This window comes from Paenilisteria riparia FSL S10-1204, from assembly GCF_000525995.1.
Lineage (GTDB): Bacteria > Bacillota > Bacilli > Lactobacillales > Listeriaceae > Listeria_A > Listeria_A riparia.
Genome location: NZ_AODL01000004.1, coordinates 230,210 through 247,682, shown reverse-complemented (window position 1 = coordinate 247,682; position 17,473 = coordinate 230,210). Strand labels below are relative to the sequence as shown.

The window sequence follows — 17,473 nt, the reverse complement described above, 5'->3', positions numbered from 1 at the left end:
CGAAATGGCAATTAACAAGCCTTTAACTTTTCTTAAGAAATTTCTCATCAAACTCTAGTGGTAATCTTAGCGAAATTCAGCTACAATAGTATATAGATGAGTGCTGAAATAGGAAGGATTGTGACGAGTGAAAAATAGATTCATAAAGAAACCAAACAAGCAAAAGAAGAAAAGGCAAGTCATTCCGCTACGCCTAAACATCCTTTTTTTCGTGATATTTATACTATTCTCTGCCTTGATTTTGCGACTTGGTGTTGTACAAATCGTTCAAGGGGAAACATATAAACGCCAATTAGAGGAAACAGATGATGTCAGCGTAACGAAAAATGTGCCACGTGGCGTTATTTACGACCGGAATTATAACTTATTAGTTGGGAATTCTGCCGTGAAGTCCATTACGTATGCGCGCAGTGAGAAAACACCACCATCTGAAATGATTAGTGTGGCGAAGAAACTAGACAAGTTAATAACTGTAACACCAGATACGAAATTGACAGAACGTGACTTGCAAGATTATTGGATTTTGACACATGAGAAGGAATCATTGGCGCGTTTGACGAAAGCTGAGAAGAACTTAGATGGAGCAAAAGCTTATAAGAAACAAGTTGAAAATGTTACAAAAGCTGACTTGGATAGTTTAAGTGATGAGGACAAACGAATTGCAACGATTTACAAGAAAATGACAGCTGGTTATGCATTGTCACAAGTTGCGATTAAGAGTAAAGGCGTGACAGATGAGGAAATCGCGAAAGTGAGCGAGAACTTAGAAAGTCTACCAGGCGTTGATACAACGACAGACTGGAATCGTTTTTATACGTATGATGAAACGTTGCGCTCGATTTTAGGTAGCGTATCGACTGAGAAACAAGGGATTCCAAGTGACAAAGTGGATTATTACTTAGCGCAAGGATATAGCCGAAATGACCGCGTTGGTCGTAGTTATTTAGAAGCGCAATATGAATCCGTGCTAGCAGGACAGAAATCAAAGTCGAATAGTGTTCTGGATAGTAATGGGAATATTGTTGAGACGGTTGAGAAGTATGAAGGTTCTAAGGGTAAGGATTTAGTCTTGTCTGTAGATGTTGAATTACAGAAGAAGATTGAGGAAATACTGAAAGATAATATGAGAATTGGTAAAGCATCTGGCGGTTCTGACTTGTTTGATCGCGCGTTTGCTGTAGCTATGGATCCATACACTGGACAAGTCTTAGCATTAGCAGGACAAAAGATTAATGATAAAGGTGAATATGAGGACTATTCATTAGGTAATTTCACCACTGCTTATAATATGGGGTCTGCTGTAAAAGGTGCCACTGTACTTGGCGGAATAATGGATGGTGCAATCTCTGAAAACCAAACGTTTTATGATCAGCTATTAAATTCAAAGGCACTCCTAAAAAAAGCTCATGGTTTAACAGAAATGGAGAGGGTGGCCGTACTTTAGATCCTATAGGCGCTCTTGAAATTTCTTCAAACTCATTTATGTATCAAGTATCTATGAAGATGGCTGGAGCAAAATATGTATATGACGGGCCGTTCAGAGCATCGCCAGATACCTTTAATACGATGCGTTACTACTATAATCAATTCGGTTTGGGGGTTAAGACAGGTATAGACCTTCCTGGAGAACAAGTTGGATTTAAAGGTGATGATAAAACAGTCGGAAAAATTCTCGATTTTTCTATAGGACAGTACGATTCATATACACCTTTACAATTAGCTCAATATGGAGCTACGATTGCGAATGGTGGATACCGTGTTCAACCAACAATGCTTAAAGAAATACGTGATCCAAGTACTAATGGTGATACTGTAGGAAAAGTGGCAACAGAGATTGAACCTAAAATATTAAATCAAGTCGGTGCACCTGCTTCAGCAATTAAAGAAGTGCAAGAAGGCTTTTATGCTGTTACACACGGCAGTAGCGGGACGGGGAAAGGTTACTTCGGTGATTTGCCTGTTTCAGTTGCTGGAAAGACTGGAACTGCTCAAGCATTTTATGATGGACCTAAAAAAGAGTCGGCCATGGCAGGTGTTTGGAATACAACATTTGTCGGATATGCTCCCGCTGAGAAGCCAGAAATATCTATTGCTGTAGTGGTTCCATGGGGCTATCGAGATAATGGTAGTTCAGATCCTAAAATAAACATGAAGATATCAGCGCAAATTTTCAAAGCGTATTATGACCTTAAAGAAGAGCGTGCTAAAGCCGGAAAGGATACTTCTAAAGTAGACCAACCGATTAATAACAAGGCCGCCGCTGCAACTGCTCAAGCTAAACTAAATGATTAAGCACACATAAAAAGGTGTTAAATCGGTTAATTTAATCGATTTAACACCTTTGCTTTCATATCTTCGATTTAGCGCTGTACTGTTATATAGTGTTTTAATTCAGCATGATAATATCTATCAGCCCAACCACCATTTACCCACACATCGTATTGCCCTGCTTTAAGTCCCTTTAGAGAAAAGGATACTCTATATGGACCTGATTTATAGTAGTCAATTCTTTTGTAAAACTTCGAATCACCTTTTTTATACAATTCAATTGAAATTGCATCGGAATGATTATTGGTTCCAATTACATCAATTGTTGTTGCATATTTCGAATAAGTATTTGCATCTGTATGGAAAGCAACCTGAGATGACCCTTTGGAATCCATCGCAAACGCTTTTGTTGATGAAAAACTAAACATCCCCACTAAGACTATTGTAGTAATCAACAAATACGGTAAAACTCTCTTTCTTAGACTCATAATATTCTCTCCCATCAATTTTTTTGAACTATTCCCTTTTAACAATATTATTACGTGTATAGAAAATAGGACTATTTTCAGTATATCTTTTCATAGAAATATATTCAAATAAAAACTGAAAAAGTCTCATTTATTTCCCAAGGATAAATTGCATTATATTTCTATTTTACATGTTTAGTATTATATTATTCATTGTTTGGATTAAAAATTACTGAACTATACTTATTAATTTTTTGAGTCACTGCCATTCACCCAATTCACTTGCCACCATCTGAACAATACGATTTTGCATGTTATATGCAGTTCGTCGACTCACGTGAATCTTTTGCGCAATTCCCTCCATTGTTTGGTTTGAGTTAGTACGCCAATATCGTAGTTCTATGAATTCGTGGTAGGGATCGCCCAGCGAGTTAAGATTACGGATGACATTCTCGATACACTGTACAACGGTTGTGAGCCTTTCAATTCTAGTATCCAAATTAAGCGTGTTGTAAGGGGTGTGCAGATTTTTCTCTTGTTTTCGCGTTAACTCATTGATACGGTCTATCATTCGGGGATAATTAATAATCTCATGCTCGATATAACGATAAATTTCTTTTGGCATGGTTTTGGTAGCTGTTGTCATAATAGGGACCTCCATTCATCTTTAATATAGGTCTATTATATAACGATTTTCATACTCAAACCTGTCTGAAATCGCCCAACTTTATCTTTATTTCAGACAGCAAAAAAGCATTGCGAGACGCTGATATAATAGCGTTTTACAATGCTTTTGATTTAGAAATCAATGATTGCACTTTTTAATTCTTTTAAATACCTTTTTTTCAGAATGACTTCGATTACTTGTACAATTCGGTCATATCTCCGTCTGCGATAAGTTAATATGGAATGGGAAAGAAAGGGGACTTTTACAATAATCAAGAGACCTTCTAACAGAATTCCTAACAAAATACCAATTGTGAATGCAATTATCATGGTATTTGCTTGGTATATACAGAGAAGGTATACGATTGAACTGCCAAAAAAAGAATAGATAATGATGAATTTGAGCGTGATATTTTTAGTGAATATGCCTCCTACAAAGTATCTTTTAGTGTTTCCATGTCTTCTGATAGGGTAAACTTTTCTATCGTTTTTTGCAGTTCATTCTCATAACGTTTGTTTAATATAATATCAATAATAGAGACGATGCGTTCATATTTAGTTCTATCAAATGCTAGCGATATATGCCTATGAATTGGTTTTTTTGCAAGGAGTAAACGAAGAAATTCTAAAACACATGTAACAGAAAATAGTATCCAGAAAAAGAAAACAATTAAATTAGACTGATACATATTAAAAAGAAAAATTAGCATTCCAGAAAGAAATGTTCCCATTACAATTTCCCTTTGCCTAATTGATATAACGCTTGTGGCGGATCCAGAAAGATAAGTTTTTACTTTTTCTAATTCTTCTAAAGTAAGTCTATTTAAAGCATAACAAAGAGTTTCAACGTCATCTGATTGCTTGATTAAACCGGTTAAAAGCTTGGTGAAGTTATCTAATTCCGTTTTAGGTGTTTTCATTTATGTACCTCCTTAGGTGTATAATACAATTTATTTTCTTCGTATTTCTGTATAACGTTCAGTCAAAATTATATCAATGAGTGAGACGATTCGGTCATACTTTCCACGAGCATAAGCTAAACGCACGTTAAGCATAACAGGGAATGTAAGTGCTATTATGAATAAATGGCTAGCGCAAACCGCAAGGAAGGTTACTGAAATAACAGCTACAAAGAAGTATTCTTGAAACATATTGAGAAGAAAAATCATCATTCCTGCTATAAATGATCCTATTACTATACTTCTAAGTTGATAAAATGAAGTTCGTGTACCAGTTCCAGAAAAATAAGCTTTAGTTCGCTCGAGTTCTTCAATTGATAAAGAGTCCAAGGCTTCATTTAATATTTCGATATCATCAGCCTTTTCTGCAATAGTTGAAATCAGTTGAGAAAGTGAATTTGAGTTTTTTTGTGAAATTCGCAATTTGTAAACCTCCAGTTGTAAAATTATATCAAATATAGAATTAGTTGATAGTAAACGTTGTTTAGATTAATTCTCAGTGGGTGTATCGTCTTCATATGTAGAAGTTTTCTTTAATGCACTTTGAAAATCTTTTCTATAGCGTTCATCTAAAATAATGCCTATCAAGCTGAGAATCCGATCATATTTAGCTCTGTTCATTGCAATTTCCAGAAAGGATTTAGTCGGCGCCTTTAAGGTGGAGCGGAAGAAAATTAAGATGCACGCAAGCAAATAAACCATTCCGAGAAGAAAAACAAGAAACTCTGCTTGAAACTTTATGAAAAAGAAAACACTCATTCCAGAAACAAAGGAAGCCATAGCAATTTGAAGAAAATTTTTTGAAAAAGTTCGAATACCACTGCCTGAAAAATAAGATTGCACACTCTCTAACTCTTCAGTGCTTAATTGGTTCAAATTACAAAGCAGTGTTTCTGTATCGGATGTATCAGCTTCAAGAGAAGTAATCAATTGTGCGAATTTAGTTAATTCAAGTTTAGATGTTTTCAAAGTTCTACCTCCTTATGTAAATTAAAAATCTACACCCATTATACAATGGATGCAGATTTAATAGTATTATTTAGTAGATGATTTTTCTAGAAATTCTTTGATGAGTAGTCCAATTGCTATGAGACTAAGTGCTATAGGCGCTAACAAACCACCGCCAAATACGCTAACGCCGTATAACGCAAACATGAAAACAGCCATTCCACCTGTTTTTAAGGCTCCATCAGTTACCGCGCTTGTAATAGCATCCCACTGTGAATCTAAGTCTTTATTTTTATTATCAATGATAAGAGATATACTCATTGAGGCACTTGTTTTGTACTTATCTTTCACTTCAATTTCTGGAACATTTGCTGTAATTGATACCGTTATAAAATCTTTTGCGGGAGACCATTTTACTGTAATATCTCCAAAAACAACTTTTGCGGCTAAATCTGCAATAATTTTTTTTTGTATCTCCAGCTTCTTCTGTGGATAAGGAGCCAGTCCAATTTGCTAATTCTTTTTCAAAAGAAGCATTGACTTTACCGTCTTTTACGGATACTGTTGTTCCACCATCTGCTGGGTCAGTGAGTTTCGCGCTAGCTTTAAAAATGACTGTAAGGTTTGGAGAAATGACACGAGAATTGGTTTTCTCCAATTCGAGTTCAAATGTCACTTTATCATCCACTAACGCGGCTAAGCTTGAATTTCCATACAATACATCGCGGATTTTCAACAAACGTGCACGGTTAATTGCTGCGGAATTCGGTGTGTCGCTCACTGGTGGCGGGGTCACGACGGAAACGCCTTTATCTACGCCAGAATAGGTTACTTTATCAATATCTAACTTCCCGTTTCCTGTACCAATCGACATTTCAAAATATTGATCAAATGCCCAGTCGTCAGGCATCGGGAAGCCGAGATTACCGCTGAATCCAGTCGACATATCAGCGACGAAGACGTTATCGACGAGGCCGGCGTTTTGAAGACGGCTACACACATTGCGGGCACCGTAAACACCGATTTGGTATGAACGCAGTGTTTGATTTTGCTTGAATGCGGCGCGTAGATTTTGGAAGTAAGGGATAATCAGGTCTGTAATTTGATAGTCGTAAGCATCCAAGTCCACGGCGAAATAAATGGTTGTTCCTGCTGGGAAACCGAGATTGTAGGCGGCATCAATGGCTTTGTAACCGTCGCTAATACCTTGGAATGGGACTTCGAAATACGGGATTTCATAGCCGCCATCTTGATAGATAGGGAAGATTTTTAGGCCTTTTTTCATGGATAGCTGCTATTTCTGTCTGGTTCATTGCTTTGGGAACTCGAACGCCGCCGCGGATGACATTTCCTGTTAAATAGCGGCCGACATACCGATAGCCTGCATTCCATAAGGTGTCGATCTGATCTGTGTTAAGCACATACGAAGTGTCACAAGCTGTCGCGCTACGATTTGTATCACCGGAACTAGATAGAAGCGCTTTGAAGGTTCCCATTGTAATCGCGCCTGTCGTGATGCTCATTTTCATAAATTCTTGATAGCGTTTCACTAAATTGGTTGTTTCCGCATCATACACGCCGCTGAACTGATTAATCGGCAGGCCATTGCAGGCAAGGCTATATTGTAAAAGCAGTACTAGCGCTTTATTGGATGCAAAAGTAGGGATTAGATTTGTCAAACTTGTTGTTGTTCCTGGTCCAAAATTTCCGTTTGCCGTCGTGCGTGCCATGCCTTCTTCTTTTTGTAAAGCATAGATAAGCGATGTGTTTGTATCGCGACCGTAAAGGCCATCGCAAGGAACTAATTTGCCAATCCACGCGCTGTAATCACGATTTAGATTTTGCTGTACTGTTCGAACACCGTAAGTGCCGCCGCTCACTGTTTGGAACGCGCTCATGTCGAGTAATGATTTCATAATAATCGTTGAAACAATGCCATCTTGTGTCGCAAGTCCAGCGTCTTTTTGAAACATTTTCACGGCAATCTGTGTTTGGCCGCCGAATACGCCTGTGAAGCCGCCAGGGCTGTAGCCTTTGCAATAAAATGCGCCTTGCAAAATGTAGTTGATATTTGTTGGTTTGGCGTCGCTTGCTCCGATTGTTAGTGGTTTGAATAGTTTTTCTGTTGTTGGACCGAAGTTATCTGCAGTAGGCGAGATGCCAAGTTCGATTTGAAGCGCGCGTGTCAATGCATAAACTGTCGTCCAGCCCGTTTTTCCGTTTTCTGGAATCGTTTGAAAATCTCCTTTTGCCACGTATTTGTCGTAGGTTTTGTTTAACCAGCTTTGTACTTGTCTTACCATTTCATCCATTTTTCATTCTCCGTTCTCTATTTATGTTGTCTTACAAGAACTATCTTACAATGAAAAACGGGGCAAAAAATGCAAAGAAAATGCAATTCGAGATCGCGGAACGAAAAAAATTTCATTTTCTCCTCAAATTCATACCCAAAAACCCGACAATCAGCGGATATTGTGGTATGATAAGTTAAATGTAAAAAAACGAAGTCAAAAAGAGAAGTCTGGGCTTTTCTTTTTCGACAAACTAAAACCAAGGGGGAAATAGAATGACGAAAAGTTATCACGTAGCCGTTGTTGGTGCAACTGGTGCAGTAGGGACGCAAATGATTCAATTATTGGAAGATGTGACGTTTCCAATTAAGGAAGTTTCTTTGTTATCTTCTGCGCGTTCTGCTGGTAAGAAATTGACGTTCCGCGGTGAGGAAGTTGTCATCAAAGAAGCAAAGCCTGATAGTTTTAAAGGTGTGGATATCGCTTTGTTTAGTGCGGGTGGTTCGATTTCTAAACAGTTTGCCAAAGATGCTGTCGCGCATGGTGCGGTGATGATTGATAATACGAGTGCTTATCGTATGGACCCGGAAGTTCCGCTTGTTGTTCCTGAGGTGAATCCGCATGCGTTACGCGATCATAAAGGAATTATTGCGAACCCGAACTGTTCGACGATTCAAATGGTAGCGGCGCTTCAACCAATCCGTGAGGCTTTTGGCTTGGATCGCATCATTGTTTCTACGTATCAAGCGGTGTCTGGTTCTGGAATTCAAGCGATTGATGAACTACAAACGCAATCACAAGCGATTTTGAGTGGGGAAGATTTTGCGCCTGCAGTGATGCCTGTGAAAGGGGATAAGAGACATTTCCAAATCGCGTTTAATGCGTTGCCACAAATCGATGTTTTCACGGACAATGACTATACATATGAAGAGATGAAGATGGTCAATGAAACGAAGAAAATCATGGAAGACGAGGCGATGAAAGTAGCTGCGACGTGTGTCCGGATTCCAGTCGTTTCAGGGCATTCTGAGTCTGTTTACATCGAAGTCGATCAAGATAACGTGACAGTAGCTCAAATAAAGGAATTGCTAGAAAAAGCGCCGGGCGTTGTGTTACAAGACGATCCAGCGACGCAATTATACCCACACGCAGCCGATGCAGCAGGCAAGAAAGAAGTATTTGTTGGACGTATTCGCCGTGATTTGGATAACCCGCGTGGTTTCCACATGTGGATTGTGTCGGACAACTTGCTAAAAGGCGCGGCATGGAATTCTATCCAAATTGCTGAATCATTAGTGGAACAAGGAATCATCTGAAAAACGCGAAATAATTGAGGTGTAACAATGAAAATCATCGTGCAAAAGTTCGGTGGGACATCGGTGCAAAGTCCCGAATCCCGCCAGCTTGCATTTAATCATTTACAAAACTCCATTGATCAAGGCTATAAAGTTGTCGTGGTCGTTTCAGCGATTGGTCGTCTAGGTGATCCGTATGCGACGGACACATTGCTTGAACTGATTGGTGCGAAAGAAACACGGCTATCATTACGTGAGCAAGACATGTTGCTTTCGGTTGGTGAGACGATTTCGACAGCCGTTTTCACAAATATGTTATTGGAAGCTGGCATTAAAGCAACGGCGTTCTCTGGCGCACAAGCAGGAATTAGAACAACAGGAGAGTACACGGCAGGCAAAATTTTAGAAGTGGATACGACACGTTTACATGAAACTTTGGAAACGGTGGATATTGTTGTTGTTGCTGGTTTCCAAGGCTGTGCACCAAATGGCGATATTACAACGTTAGGTCGTGGTGGAAGTGATACTTCGGCGGCGGCGCTTGGTGTTGCTTTGGGCGCAGAACGTGTGGACATTTTTACCGATGTAGATGGCATGTATACGGCTGATCCGCGTATCGTGAAGCACGCGCGGTCATTGCCAACGGTGAGTTATAATGAAGTGAGCAACATGGCTTACCAAGGCGCGAAGGTAATTCATCCGCGTGCTGTTGAGATTGCGATGCAAGCCAAGATTCCACTTCGGATTCGTTCGACGTATCTGGAAGGGGAAGGAACGCTCGTTACTTCGCAAACAGAAGTCAGCGGTCGTTTTGATGTGAAGGAACGTCTTGTGACGGGGATTGCGCATGTGACGAATTTGACGCAGCTTCGTGTGCAAACCAATGATCTTCAGACGCAACAACAAGCGTTTGCGATTTTGGCAGATGCAGGAATTAGTTTAGATTTTATTAATATTTCCACAAACGAAATCGTGTTTACCGTCCCAGAACGAAAGCGGGAGCATGTGTTGACACTTTTAAAAGAAGCATCGTATCACGCCGAAACAACGGAAAATTGTGCGAAGGTCTCTATTGTCGGTGCTGGAATTGCAGGCGTACCAGGCGTTACAGCCAAGATTGTATCTGCCTTGTCCGCGAAGAACATCTCTATTTTGCAATCTGCAGACAGTCACACAACCGTTTGGATTTTAGTCGAAGAAGCCGACTTGATTGCAGCAGTTAACGCACTTCATGATGAATTTTGTATTGAAAATGAGTTTGAGGAGGAATAAACGTATGGATTTTGGAAAAGTCATTACTGCAATGGTTACGCCATATAATTCCGAGAAAGATAAAGTATGTAAAAAAAGGATTCATCGTTTGGTGAACCACTTAATTGATAACGGCTCAGATGGTCTTGTTGTTGCAGGGACAACCGGTGAATCACCAACGATTTCCCACGATGAAAAAATCAAGTTATTCAAACAAGTCGTAGAAACAAATCAAGGCCGCGCCAAAATTATTGCTGGTACAGGTTCGAACAATACAGCAGAAACCATCGCATTCACAAAAGAAATCGAGGCAATCGAAGGCATTGATGCGGTACTAATTGTGGCGCCGTATTACAATAAGCCAAATCAAGCTGGGCTTTATGCGCATTTCGCGGCTATCGCAGAAGCAACGACATTACCGGTGATTATTTATAACATCCCAAGTCGTTCCGTGGTCAATATCGAACCAGAAACAATCATCGAGCTTGCGAAAATCGATAACATTGTCGGTGTGAAAGAATCCAGCGGTAACTTTGACAATATCACGAAAATTATCACGGAAACAGCAGATGACTTCGCCGTTTATAGTGGAGACGATAGTTTTACCTTACCAATTTATTCACTTGGTGGGAATGGTGTTATCTCTGTTGCAAGTCACATTATTGGGGCAGAAATGCAAACGATGCTTCGCGCTTTTGATGAAGGCGACACGAAACAAGCCGCAGCCATTCACGGCAAACTCGTTCCACTAATGAACACGCTTTTTATTGCACCAAACCCAGCGCCAGTAAAACATATGTTAAACAGAACAGGCATCGACGTAGGTCATTTACGCCTACCACTAGTGCCATTAACAGATAGCGAAATTACAACCATCGAAACAGCATTTCACAATTATTTAAAATAAAGGAAGGAGGAATAACCTTTGACAATTAAAAAAGCAAAACAAATCAAGATTATCCCACTTGGCGGTGTTGACGAGAGTGGAAAAAATTTATATGTAGCAGAAGTAGACGACGCAATCTATGTCATGGATACAGGTCTTATGTTTCCAGAAGACGAATTGCTGGGCATTGACGTCGTTATTCCAGACATCAAATACTTAGAAGACAATCAGGAACGAATCGAGGCTATTTTTCTAACACATGGTCACGAAGATGCAATTGGAGCCTTACCTTACGTACTAGCTAAAATCAAAGCACCTGTTTACGGTACCGAATTAACAATTGCCTTGGCAAAAGCAGTATTGAAAGAGCACAAAAAAGTTCGTTTCAACGATTTCCACATTGTCGATGAAAAAACAAAGCTTTCGTTAAAAAATGTAGACGCAGAGTTTTTCCGTACGACGCATACAATTCCTGATTCTGTCGGGATTGTCCTAAATACAAGCGAAGGCGCGATTGTGTACACAGGAGACTTCAAGTTCGATCAATCCGCAAAACCAGGTTACGAAACAAGCCTAGGTCATATCGCTGAAATCGGCGAAAAAGGGGTTCTTGCATTGCTTTCCGACAGTTCTGAAGCAGAGCACGCTGGAACAACATCAAGCGATAGCTTAATCGACGAACAAATCCGTCACGCTTTCCGTTCCGCATCTGGTCGCATTATCGTCGCTTGCGTTGCCTCGAATCTTGTTCGTTTGCAACAAGTCCTTGACGCATCATTCGCAACAAACCGTAAAGTCGCGATTGTCGGTAAAGAACTAGAACGCGTTTTTGATATCTCGGTAAAACTAAACAAAATCAACTTACAAAGTGATGATTTAGTCGTACCATTAAAAGAAATCAAGAAACTAAATGACGACCAAATGGTCATCATCGAAACAGGTAATCTCGGTGAACCAATTCAGTCGCTACAACTGATGACACAAGGCAAACACCCGAAAATCAACGTTCAAAAAGGCGACACTGTATACATTACATCGACCCCATCCCCATCATCAGAAACGATTTTGGCGAAAACGATTGATATGTTATACAAAGCCGATGCAACCGTCCTAACCATGAGTCGCGACTTATTCGTCTCAGGTCACGGTAGCCAAGACGACTTGAAATTAATGCTGAATTTAATGAAACCGAAATACTTCATCCCAGTTCACGGTGAATACCGGATGTTAGTTTCCCATGCCAAATTAGCCTATGAAATCGGAATGCCAAAATCCAATGTTTTTGTCGCTGGAAAAGGCGAAGTTATCGAATACAAAAATGGCCGGATGACAGCAGGAAATCGTGTTTTTGCAGGGAATACATTAATTGATGGTCTAGGTGTTGGCGACGTTGGAAACATTGTTTTACGCGATCGCAAATTACTATCAGAAGACGGTATTTTCATCGTAGTTATAACATTGAACCGTAAATCAAAAGCGATTATTTCAGGACCAGAAATCATATCTCGTGGTTTCATCTACGTACGCGAATCCGAACATTTGATTGAGAAATCTTCCGAAGTCGTAACGAAAATCGTAGAAAAGAACCTACAAGATAAAGAATTCGAATGGGCGAAATTAAAACAAGATATTCGCGATCAACTAAATCGCTACCTGTTTGAACAAACAAAACGCCGCCCGATGATTCTACCAATTATTATGGAAGTCTAGTAAGCACCGCCTAAGCCTCAAAACCATTGAAGCTTAGGTGGTTTTTTTTTTGACTTTCGAAGTGGCACCAAATATGATATAGTAGAAAAAGACAGATTTATTATAAGTATGAGGAGTTAAAATATGGCTATTTGGTTTACATTAATGGGCATTGCCTTCCTAGCTTTTATCGTAGGAATGATCATGTTATTTTCCCAATCGAAACGAAAAATCGGTGTCATTACCGTAGGCAGCGCAAGCGTTCTAATTATCGCGTCACTCATTGGCGTATTTATTTCTATTAGCAATTATAACAAGTTGCAGCAGCAAGTAGCGTCTTATTCCTCTGATAGCAAGAATGGCACGACGAAATCAGAAGGAAAAGAGACTTACAATGTCAACTGGCACAACAACGCAGACGGCATGGATAAGAAAATTTCGACAGTTACTGTAGAGAAGAAAGTCGTTCATTCCACGATGGAAGACAAAGACATGCCAGGAACACTAACCATCGCAATCGAAATTAAAAACAACACAAAAAATGAGTTATTAAGCTATCCACTACAAGGCGAACTTACGACGGTAAATGGCCAGCAATTAGCCGCAGACATCATTCTTTCAGACCTAGTAGACGGCAAAATGAAGCCAGGCGCCACAATTAAAGGCACGGTGGTATTTCCACTTGATAAACTGGATAAAGTATCAGACATTTCTTGGTTCCAATTTTCTTGGTCTACCTATAATAAAGATAAACTAATCAAGAGTGACACTGGACGTATCAATTTGAAGAAATAACACTTTCTCTTAAAGAGGAGTGTTTTTCTTTGCTAAAAGGGAGGTTTTGCAAGTGAATTATGTAATTCGGTTGGCACGAGCGGGGGATGCGCAGTCATTGTCGGCGATTCGACTACAAATCGATGCGGAGACGGAGAATCTTGATCGGGAAGCTGGGGAGGATTTTATGGATGAACTAGCTTTTCGTGATTTGATTGAGGCTGATTCGAAAGCTGCGCACAATTTGTTTCTTGTTGCTGAAACAGAAGGGAAGCTTGTCGGTTTTTCGAGGTGTGAGGGAAGTACGTTGAAGCGCTCGAAACACAAAGTGACATTTGGTATCGCAATTTTAAAAACGTATTGGGGTTTTGGAATTGGTTCAGAGCTTTTGCAACATACCACTCAGTGGGCAGACGGAAACGATATCACCAAAATCACATTAAGTGTCCTTGAAACGAATCAAAAAGCGATTCTTCTTTACCAGAAAGCTGGTTTTGAAGTAGAAGGATGTTTGAAAAATGATAAGCGACTCGCGGAGGGCAACTATCTCAGCACTATCTTAATGAGTCGAAATACATGAAAAAAGCAGTAGACAATCCTATTTTAGATAGGAACATCTACTGCTTTTGATTATTCTGCTACGTTCAATGTTTCTGCAAGATATTCATCGTATGAAACTTCTTTATTGTAGAATTGATCTTTCGAAAGATTGATGATACGCGTAGCCACACTTTGTAGGAATTGGTGATCGTGGGATGCGAAAATCATCGCGCCTTTGAACTGAATCATGCCGTTATTTAGTGCTGTAATTGACTCTAGGTCTAAGTGATTCGTAGGTTCGTCCATCAATAATACGTTGGCACCGGAAAGCATGTTTTTTGATAGCATACAACGCACTTTTTCACCACCGGAGAGGACACGAACTTTTTTTAGAACTTCGTCGCCGCTAAATAACATACGACCTAAGAAACCACGTAAAAATGCTTCGCTGTCATCTTGTGGTGAGTATTGGCGCAACCATTCTACTAAATTCAAGTCATTTTCTTCAAAGAAAGCAGAATTATCTTTCGGGAAGTAGCTTTGCGTTGTTGTTACGCCCCATTTGAATTCGCCTTCGTCAGGCTCGATTTCGCCAGCAAGGATTTGGAAGAAGACGGTTTTGGCAACTTCGTCATCACCAACGAGTGCTACTTTATCCGTGCGGTTCAAAATGAAACTCACATTATCAAGCACTTTCACGCCATCGATTGTTTTAGATAGGTTTGAGACAGTTAATAAATCATTACCAACTTCGCGATCAGGATTGAATTGCACGAACGGGTAACGGCGGCTAGATGGTTGAATGTCTTCCAACGTTATTTTATCGAGCATTTTCTTACGACTAGTTGCTTGTTTGGATTTCGAAGCATTAGCCGAGAAACGCGCGATAAAGGCTTCTAGCTCTTTGATTTTTTCTTCTTTCTTCTTGTTGCGATCGCCCATCATTTGTTGTGCCAGTTGACTTGATTCATACCAGAAATCATAGTTTCCGACATATAACTGGATTTTGCTGAAATCAAGGTCAGCGATGTGCGTACATACTTTATTCAAGAAGTGACGATCATGCGAAACCACAATAACCGTATTCTCAAAGTCAATTAAAAATTCTTCTAACCAGTGAATGGCTTTGATGTCCAAGTGGTTGGTAGGCTCATCAAGAAGTAAAACGTCCGGTTTGCCGAACAATGCCTGCGCAAGCAAAACTTTCACTTTTTCACTACCAGTAAGGTCTTTCATCAGTTTGCCGTGCAAGTCTGTAGTAATACCAAGCCCGTTAAGTAACACGGCAGCTTCTGGTTCTGCGTCCCAACCGTCAAGCTCCGCAAATTCGCCTTCTAATTCAGCAGCGCGAATACCATCTTCATCACTGAAATCTTCTTTGGCATAAATCGCGTCTTTTTCTTCCATGATTTTAAACAATTGTTCGTGTCCGCGAATCACGACTTTTAGAACAACTTCTTCATCGTATTGGAAATGATCTTGGCGCAATACCGTTAAGCGTTCGCCAGCTGGCAAGTGGACATTACCACTTTGTGAGTCAAGTTCGCCCGATAATACTTTTAAAAATGTGGATTTCCCCGCACCGTTCGCACCAATTAAGCCGTAGCAATTACCCGGTGTGAATTTAATCGACACATCTTCAAACAATTTTTTATCGCCAAAACGTAAAGATACATTATTTACAGTTAACATTTTCGTCCTCCCAAATTCACGCATTTTCAGCTGAAATTTTCATAGTGAATGCTAAAAACGCAATTACTTCTATTCTATCATGTTTAGGTGCACAAAGAAAGAGCAGGGGACTGGACTTTCTGAAATTTGGTGTTATAATAAAAAGCAGAAAGTCGGATTCTGTCGGTGGGATTACAAATATCACTGCAGTTTGACTGTTAATTTTAATAGACGTTACCACAGGGGGGGCTTTTAGCTGAGATTGATTCTTTTGGAATCTGACCCTTTGAACCTGTTCGTTAATACGAGCGTAGGGATTGTGGCGAATGTAGTGGTATCTGATACATACGTTAGATGATATGACTCCTTTCTTCTGCGGTACGTTTTTTCTACCAAATTATAGAAGGGGGTATTTTTTATGCGTAATACACGATTGTTGACTTTGCTGGAATGTGCTATTTTTGCGGCACTTGCGATGGTACTTAGTTTTATTCCACTGGATATCGGATCTTCTTTTTCGATTTCGCTTGGGATGATTCCGATGTATATCATTGCGATTAGGCGCGGATTTTGGGCTGCTGGTTTCTCGGGATTGTTATGGGGATTGCTTCATTTTGTGACTGGGAAAGCTTATATTTTGAGCCCGTTGCAAGGATTTATCGAGTATATTGTAGCTTTTGTGTTTATCGCTTTTGCAGGTGTTTTTGCGATGCAAGTGCGTAACTATTTAAAAGCAGAACAACTTGGAAAAGCAATTGGCTGGGCGTGGGGAACGATGGTTATTGGTGGCGTAGCGCGTTATTTCTGGCACTACTTGGCTGGCGTATTGTTCTGGGGTGCCTATGCGTTCAAGGGCTGGTCAGCGCAGTTTTTCTCGGCAGTGATGAACGGGATTAGTTGTTTGGCAACGGTTATTGTAGCTGGAATTATTATTACCATCTTAATGAGAATCTCACCAAAATTATTTTTGCCTAAGTAAGTGATTTTGAGTTTACGAACGTCCTATCTCATGTTATAATGAAGTGGAGAAAAGACAAGTGTATAACTAACCAAATGTGAAGCCCTTATCTCTGGCGGGAGATAAGGGCTTCTTTTGGCTAGACTTTACCGTCTACTTCGTGTCTTCTTACGCCGATTCTCTAACCAGTAATTGAAAATTGAAAGGACACAACCCACACAATCAGCGCGTCGACAAACGCCCATTTTCGTCGTTAAAAGCTCCGTTCCGATGCTCACGTACCCGAGTACGCTCCGCTTCGGTACTCGCTTTTGCCTAGAAACCGGGCATTTGTCGACGCGCTGAGGTTTGGAGAAACGGAAAGGTTTTTTCTTTTAAATATAGGTTTGCTATTGTCTGATGCGTAATTAGTTCCTGATTTCTCCAGAATATTACTCGTCTCTAGAGGTAGACGGTCTCATTATTATACCATACAAGTCTGGAAATTCCGTGCAAAAACACCCTAATATTTAACAGTGATTTACGTTTTTTTAACCCCTTATTATGCGGTTTTAGAAAGAAATTTTGAAACTTCCCTAAGTGCCTATGGGTAGTGCATTTGGGGGAGTTTTTTTATGTCTCATTTAGGTACTTATGAGGCTCACCTGTTCGCTTTTTTATTTTTGTTACGTTATAATAGTTGTCAGAGAGAACTGTGTTATTCGAAATGGAATCATTACTTTTGATTTTTGACTCAAATATAACGTCGGTTTCGAATATACACCTGTGAAAAGTTGAGAACTTCTGATGTCCCAACTTTTATTTCTTTTT

16 protein-coding genes, 1 pseudogene and 1 riboswitch are annotated in these 17,473 nt (G+C 39.9%); of the genes and pseudogenes, 8 read left to right on the top strand and 9 right to left on the bottom strand.

What is annotated here, in order from left to right; all coding sequences use genetic code 11:
- Window positions 1-127 precede the first annotated feature (127 nt).
- A pseudogene (locus PRIP_RS03220) lies at window positions 128-2,292 on the top strand (peptidoglycan D,D-transpeptidase FtsI family protein).
- 68 nt (window positions 2,293-2,360) lie between these two features.
- Here PRIP_RS03220 and PRIP_RS03215 read toward each other — a convergent pair.
- The 8 genes from PRIP_RS03215 to PRIP_RS03185 all read right to left on the bottom strand — a co-directional run bounded on the left by PRIP_RS03215 (window position 2,361) and on the right by PRIP_RS03185 (window position 7,620).
- Window positions 2,361-2,756, bottom strand: coding sequence for a hypothetical protein (locus PRIP_RS03215; protein ID WP_036099432.1), 396 nt, complete (start codon window positions 2,754-2,756; stop codon window positions 2,361-2,363).
- A gap of 238 nt (window positions 2,757-2,994) precedes the next feature.
- Entirely contained in the window at window positions 2,995-3,381 is a 387-nt protein-coding gene (locus tag PRIP_RS03210) for a hypothetical protein (protein WP_036099431.1), read from the bottom strand.
- A 451-nt stretch (window positions 3,382-3,832) separates the two neighbouring features.
- A complete protein-coding gene (locus PRIP_RS03205; RefSeq protein ID WP_036099430.1) occupies window positions 3,833-4,321 on the bottom strand; it encodes a hypothetical protein in 489 nt (162 codons plus the stop codon).
- Between the two features lie 30 nt (window positions 4,322-4,351).
- The gene (locus PRIP_RS03200; protein WP_036099429.1) at window positions 4,352-4,783 is read right to left on the bottom strand and encodes a hypothetical protein; all 432 of its coding nucleotides are present in this window, start codon (window positions 4,781-4,783) and stop codon (window positions 4,352-4,354) included.
- A gap of 66 nt (window positions 4,784-4,849) precedes the next feature.
- The gene (locus tag PRIP_RS03195) at window positions 4,850-5,329 is read right to left on the bottom strand and encodes a hypothetical protein (protein ID WP_036099428.1); all 480 of its coding nucleotides are present in this window, start codon (window positions 5,327-5,329) and stop codon (window positions 4,850-4,852) included.
- A gap of 66 nt (window positions 5,330-5,395) precedes the next feature.
- Complete coding sequence (locus PRIP_RS03190; RefSeq protein ID WP_338151582.1) at window positions 5,396-5,731, bottom strand: hypothetical protein; 336 nt, start codon at window positions 5,729-5,731, stop codon at window positions 5,396-5,398.
- A complete protein-coding gene (locus tag PRIP_RS16100) occupies window positions 5,661-6,593 on the bottom strand; it encodes a glycoside hydrolase domain-containing protein (protein WP_052008695.1) in 933 nt (310 codons plus the stop codon). The genes PRIP_RS03190 and PRIP_RS16100 overlap by 71 nt, the downstream gene beginning before the upstream one ends.
- The gene (locus PRIP_RS03185; protein WP_052008694.1) at window positions 6,544-7,620 is read right to left on the bottom strand and encodes a peptidoglycan-binding protein; all 1,077 of its coding nucleotides are present in this window, start codon (window positions 7,618-7,620) and stop codon (window positions 6,544-6,546) included. The genes PRIP_RS16100 and PRIP_RS03185 overlap by 50 nt, the downstream gene beginning before the upstream one ends.
- Before the next feature lie 254 nt (window positions 7,621-7,874).
- On the opposite strand from PRIP_RS03185, the gene PRIP_RS03180 reads away from it, so the two are divergent.
- The 6 genes from PRIP_RS03180 to PRIP_RS03155 all read left to right on the top strand — a co-directional run bounded on the left by PRIP_RS03180 (window position 7,875) and on the right by PRIP_RS03155 (window position 14,074).
- Window positions 7,875-8,915, top strand: a complete 1,041-nt coding sequence (locus PRIP_RS03180; RefSeq protein ID WP_036099426.1) for an aspartate-semialdehyde dehydrogenase — start codon at window positions 7,875-7,877, stop codon at window positions 8,913-8,915.
- Window positions 8,916-8,942: 27 nt separating this feature from the next.
- Window positions 8,943-10,166: an aspartate kinase gene (dapG, locus tag PRIP_RS03175; RefSeq protein WP_036099425.1), complete on the top strand. Its 1,224-nt coding sequence runs from the start codon at window positions 8,943-8,945 to the stop codon at window positions 10,164-10,166.
- A 4-nt stretch (window positions 10,167-10,170) separates the two neighbouring features.
- Window positions 10,171-11,052, top strand: coding sequence for a 4-hydroxy-tetrahydrodipicolinate synthase (gene dapA, locus PRIP_RS03170; RefSeq protein ID WP_036099424.1), 882 nt, complete (start codon window positions 10,171-10,173; stop codon window positions 11,050-11,052).
- An 18-nt stretch (window positions 11,053-11,070) separates the two neighbouring features.
- Complete coding sequence (locus PRIP_RS03165; RefSeq protein WP_036099423.1) at window positions 11,071-12,741, top strand: ribonuclease J; 1,671 nt, start codon at window positions 11,071-11,073, stop codon at window positions 12,739-12,741.
- A gap of 123 nt (window positions 12,742-12,864) precedes the next feature.
- The gene (locus PRIP_RS03160; RefSeq protein WP_036099422.1) at window positions 12,865-13,515 is read left to right on the top strand and encodes a DUF4352 domain-containing protein; all 651 of its coding nucleotides are present in this window, start codon (window positions 12,865-12,867) and stop codon (window positions 13,513-13,515) included.
- Between the two features lie 46 nt (window positions 13,516-13,561).
- Window positions 13,562-14,074 carry a GNAT family N-acetyltransferase gene (locus PRIP_RS03155; protein ID WP_036099421.1) on the top strand — a complete coding sequence of 171 codons (513 nt, stop codon included), beginning with the start codon at window positions 13,562-13,564 and terminating at the stop codon, window positions 14,072-14,074.
- Window positions 14,075-14,124: 50 nt separating this feature from the next.
- Here the strand turns inward: PRIP_RS03155 and PRIP_RS03150 are convergent, their stop codons facing one another.
- Window positions 14,125-15,726 carry an ABC-F family ATP-binding cassette domain-containing protein gene (locus tag PRIP_RS03150; protein WP_036099420.1) on the bottom strand — a complete coding sequence of 534 codons (1,602 nt, stop codon included), beginning with the start codon at window positions 15,724-15,726 and terminating at the stop codon, window positions 14,125-14,127.
- A gap of 211 nt (window positions 15,727-15,937) precedes the next feature.
- Window positions 15,938-16,040, top strand: a riboswitch (TPP riboswitch).
- Between the two features lie 83 nt (window positions 16,041-16,123).
- Here PRIP_RS03150 and thiT point away from each other — a divergent pair.
- Window positions 16,124-16,684, top strand: a complete 561-nt coding sequence (gene thiT / locus PRIP_RS03145; protein WP_036099418.1) for an energy-coupled thiamine transporter ThiT — start codon at window positions 16,124-16,126, stop codon at window positions 16,682-16,684.
- Window positions 16,685-17,473: the final 789 nt, after the last annotated feature.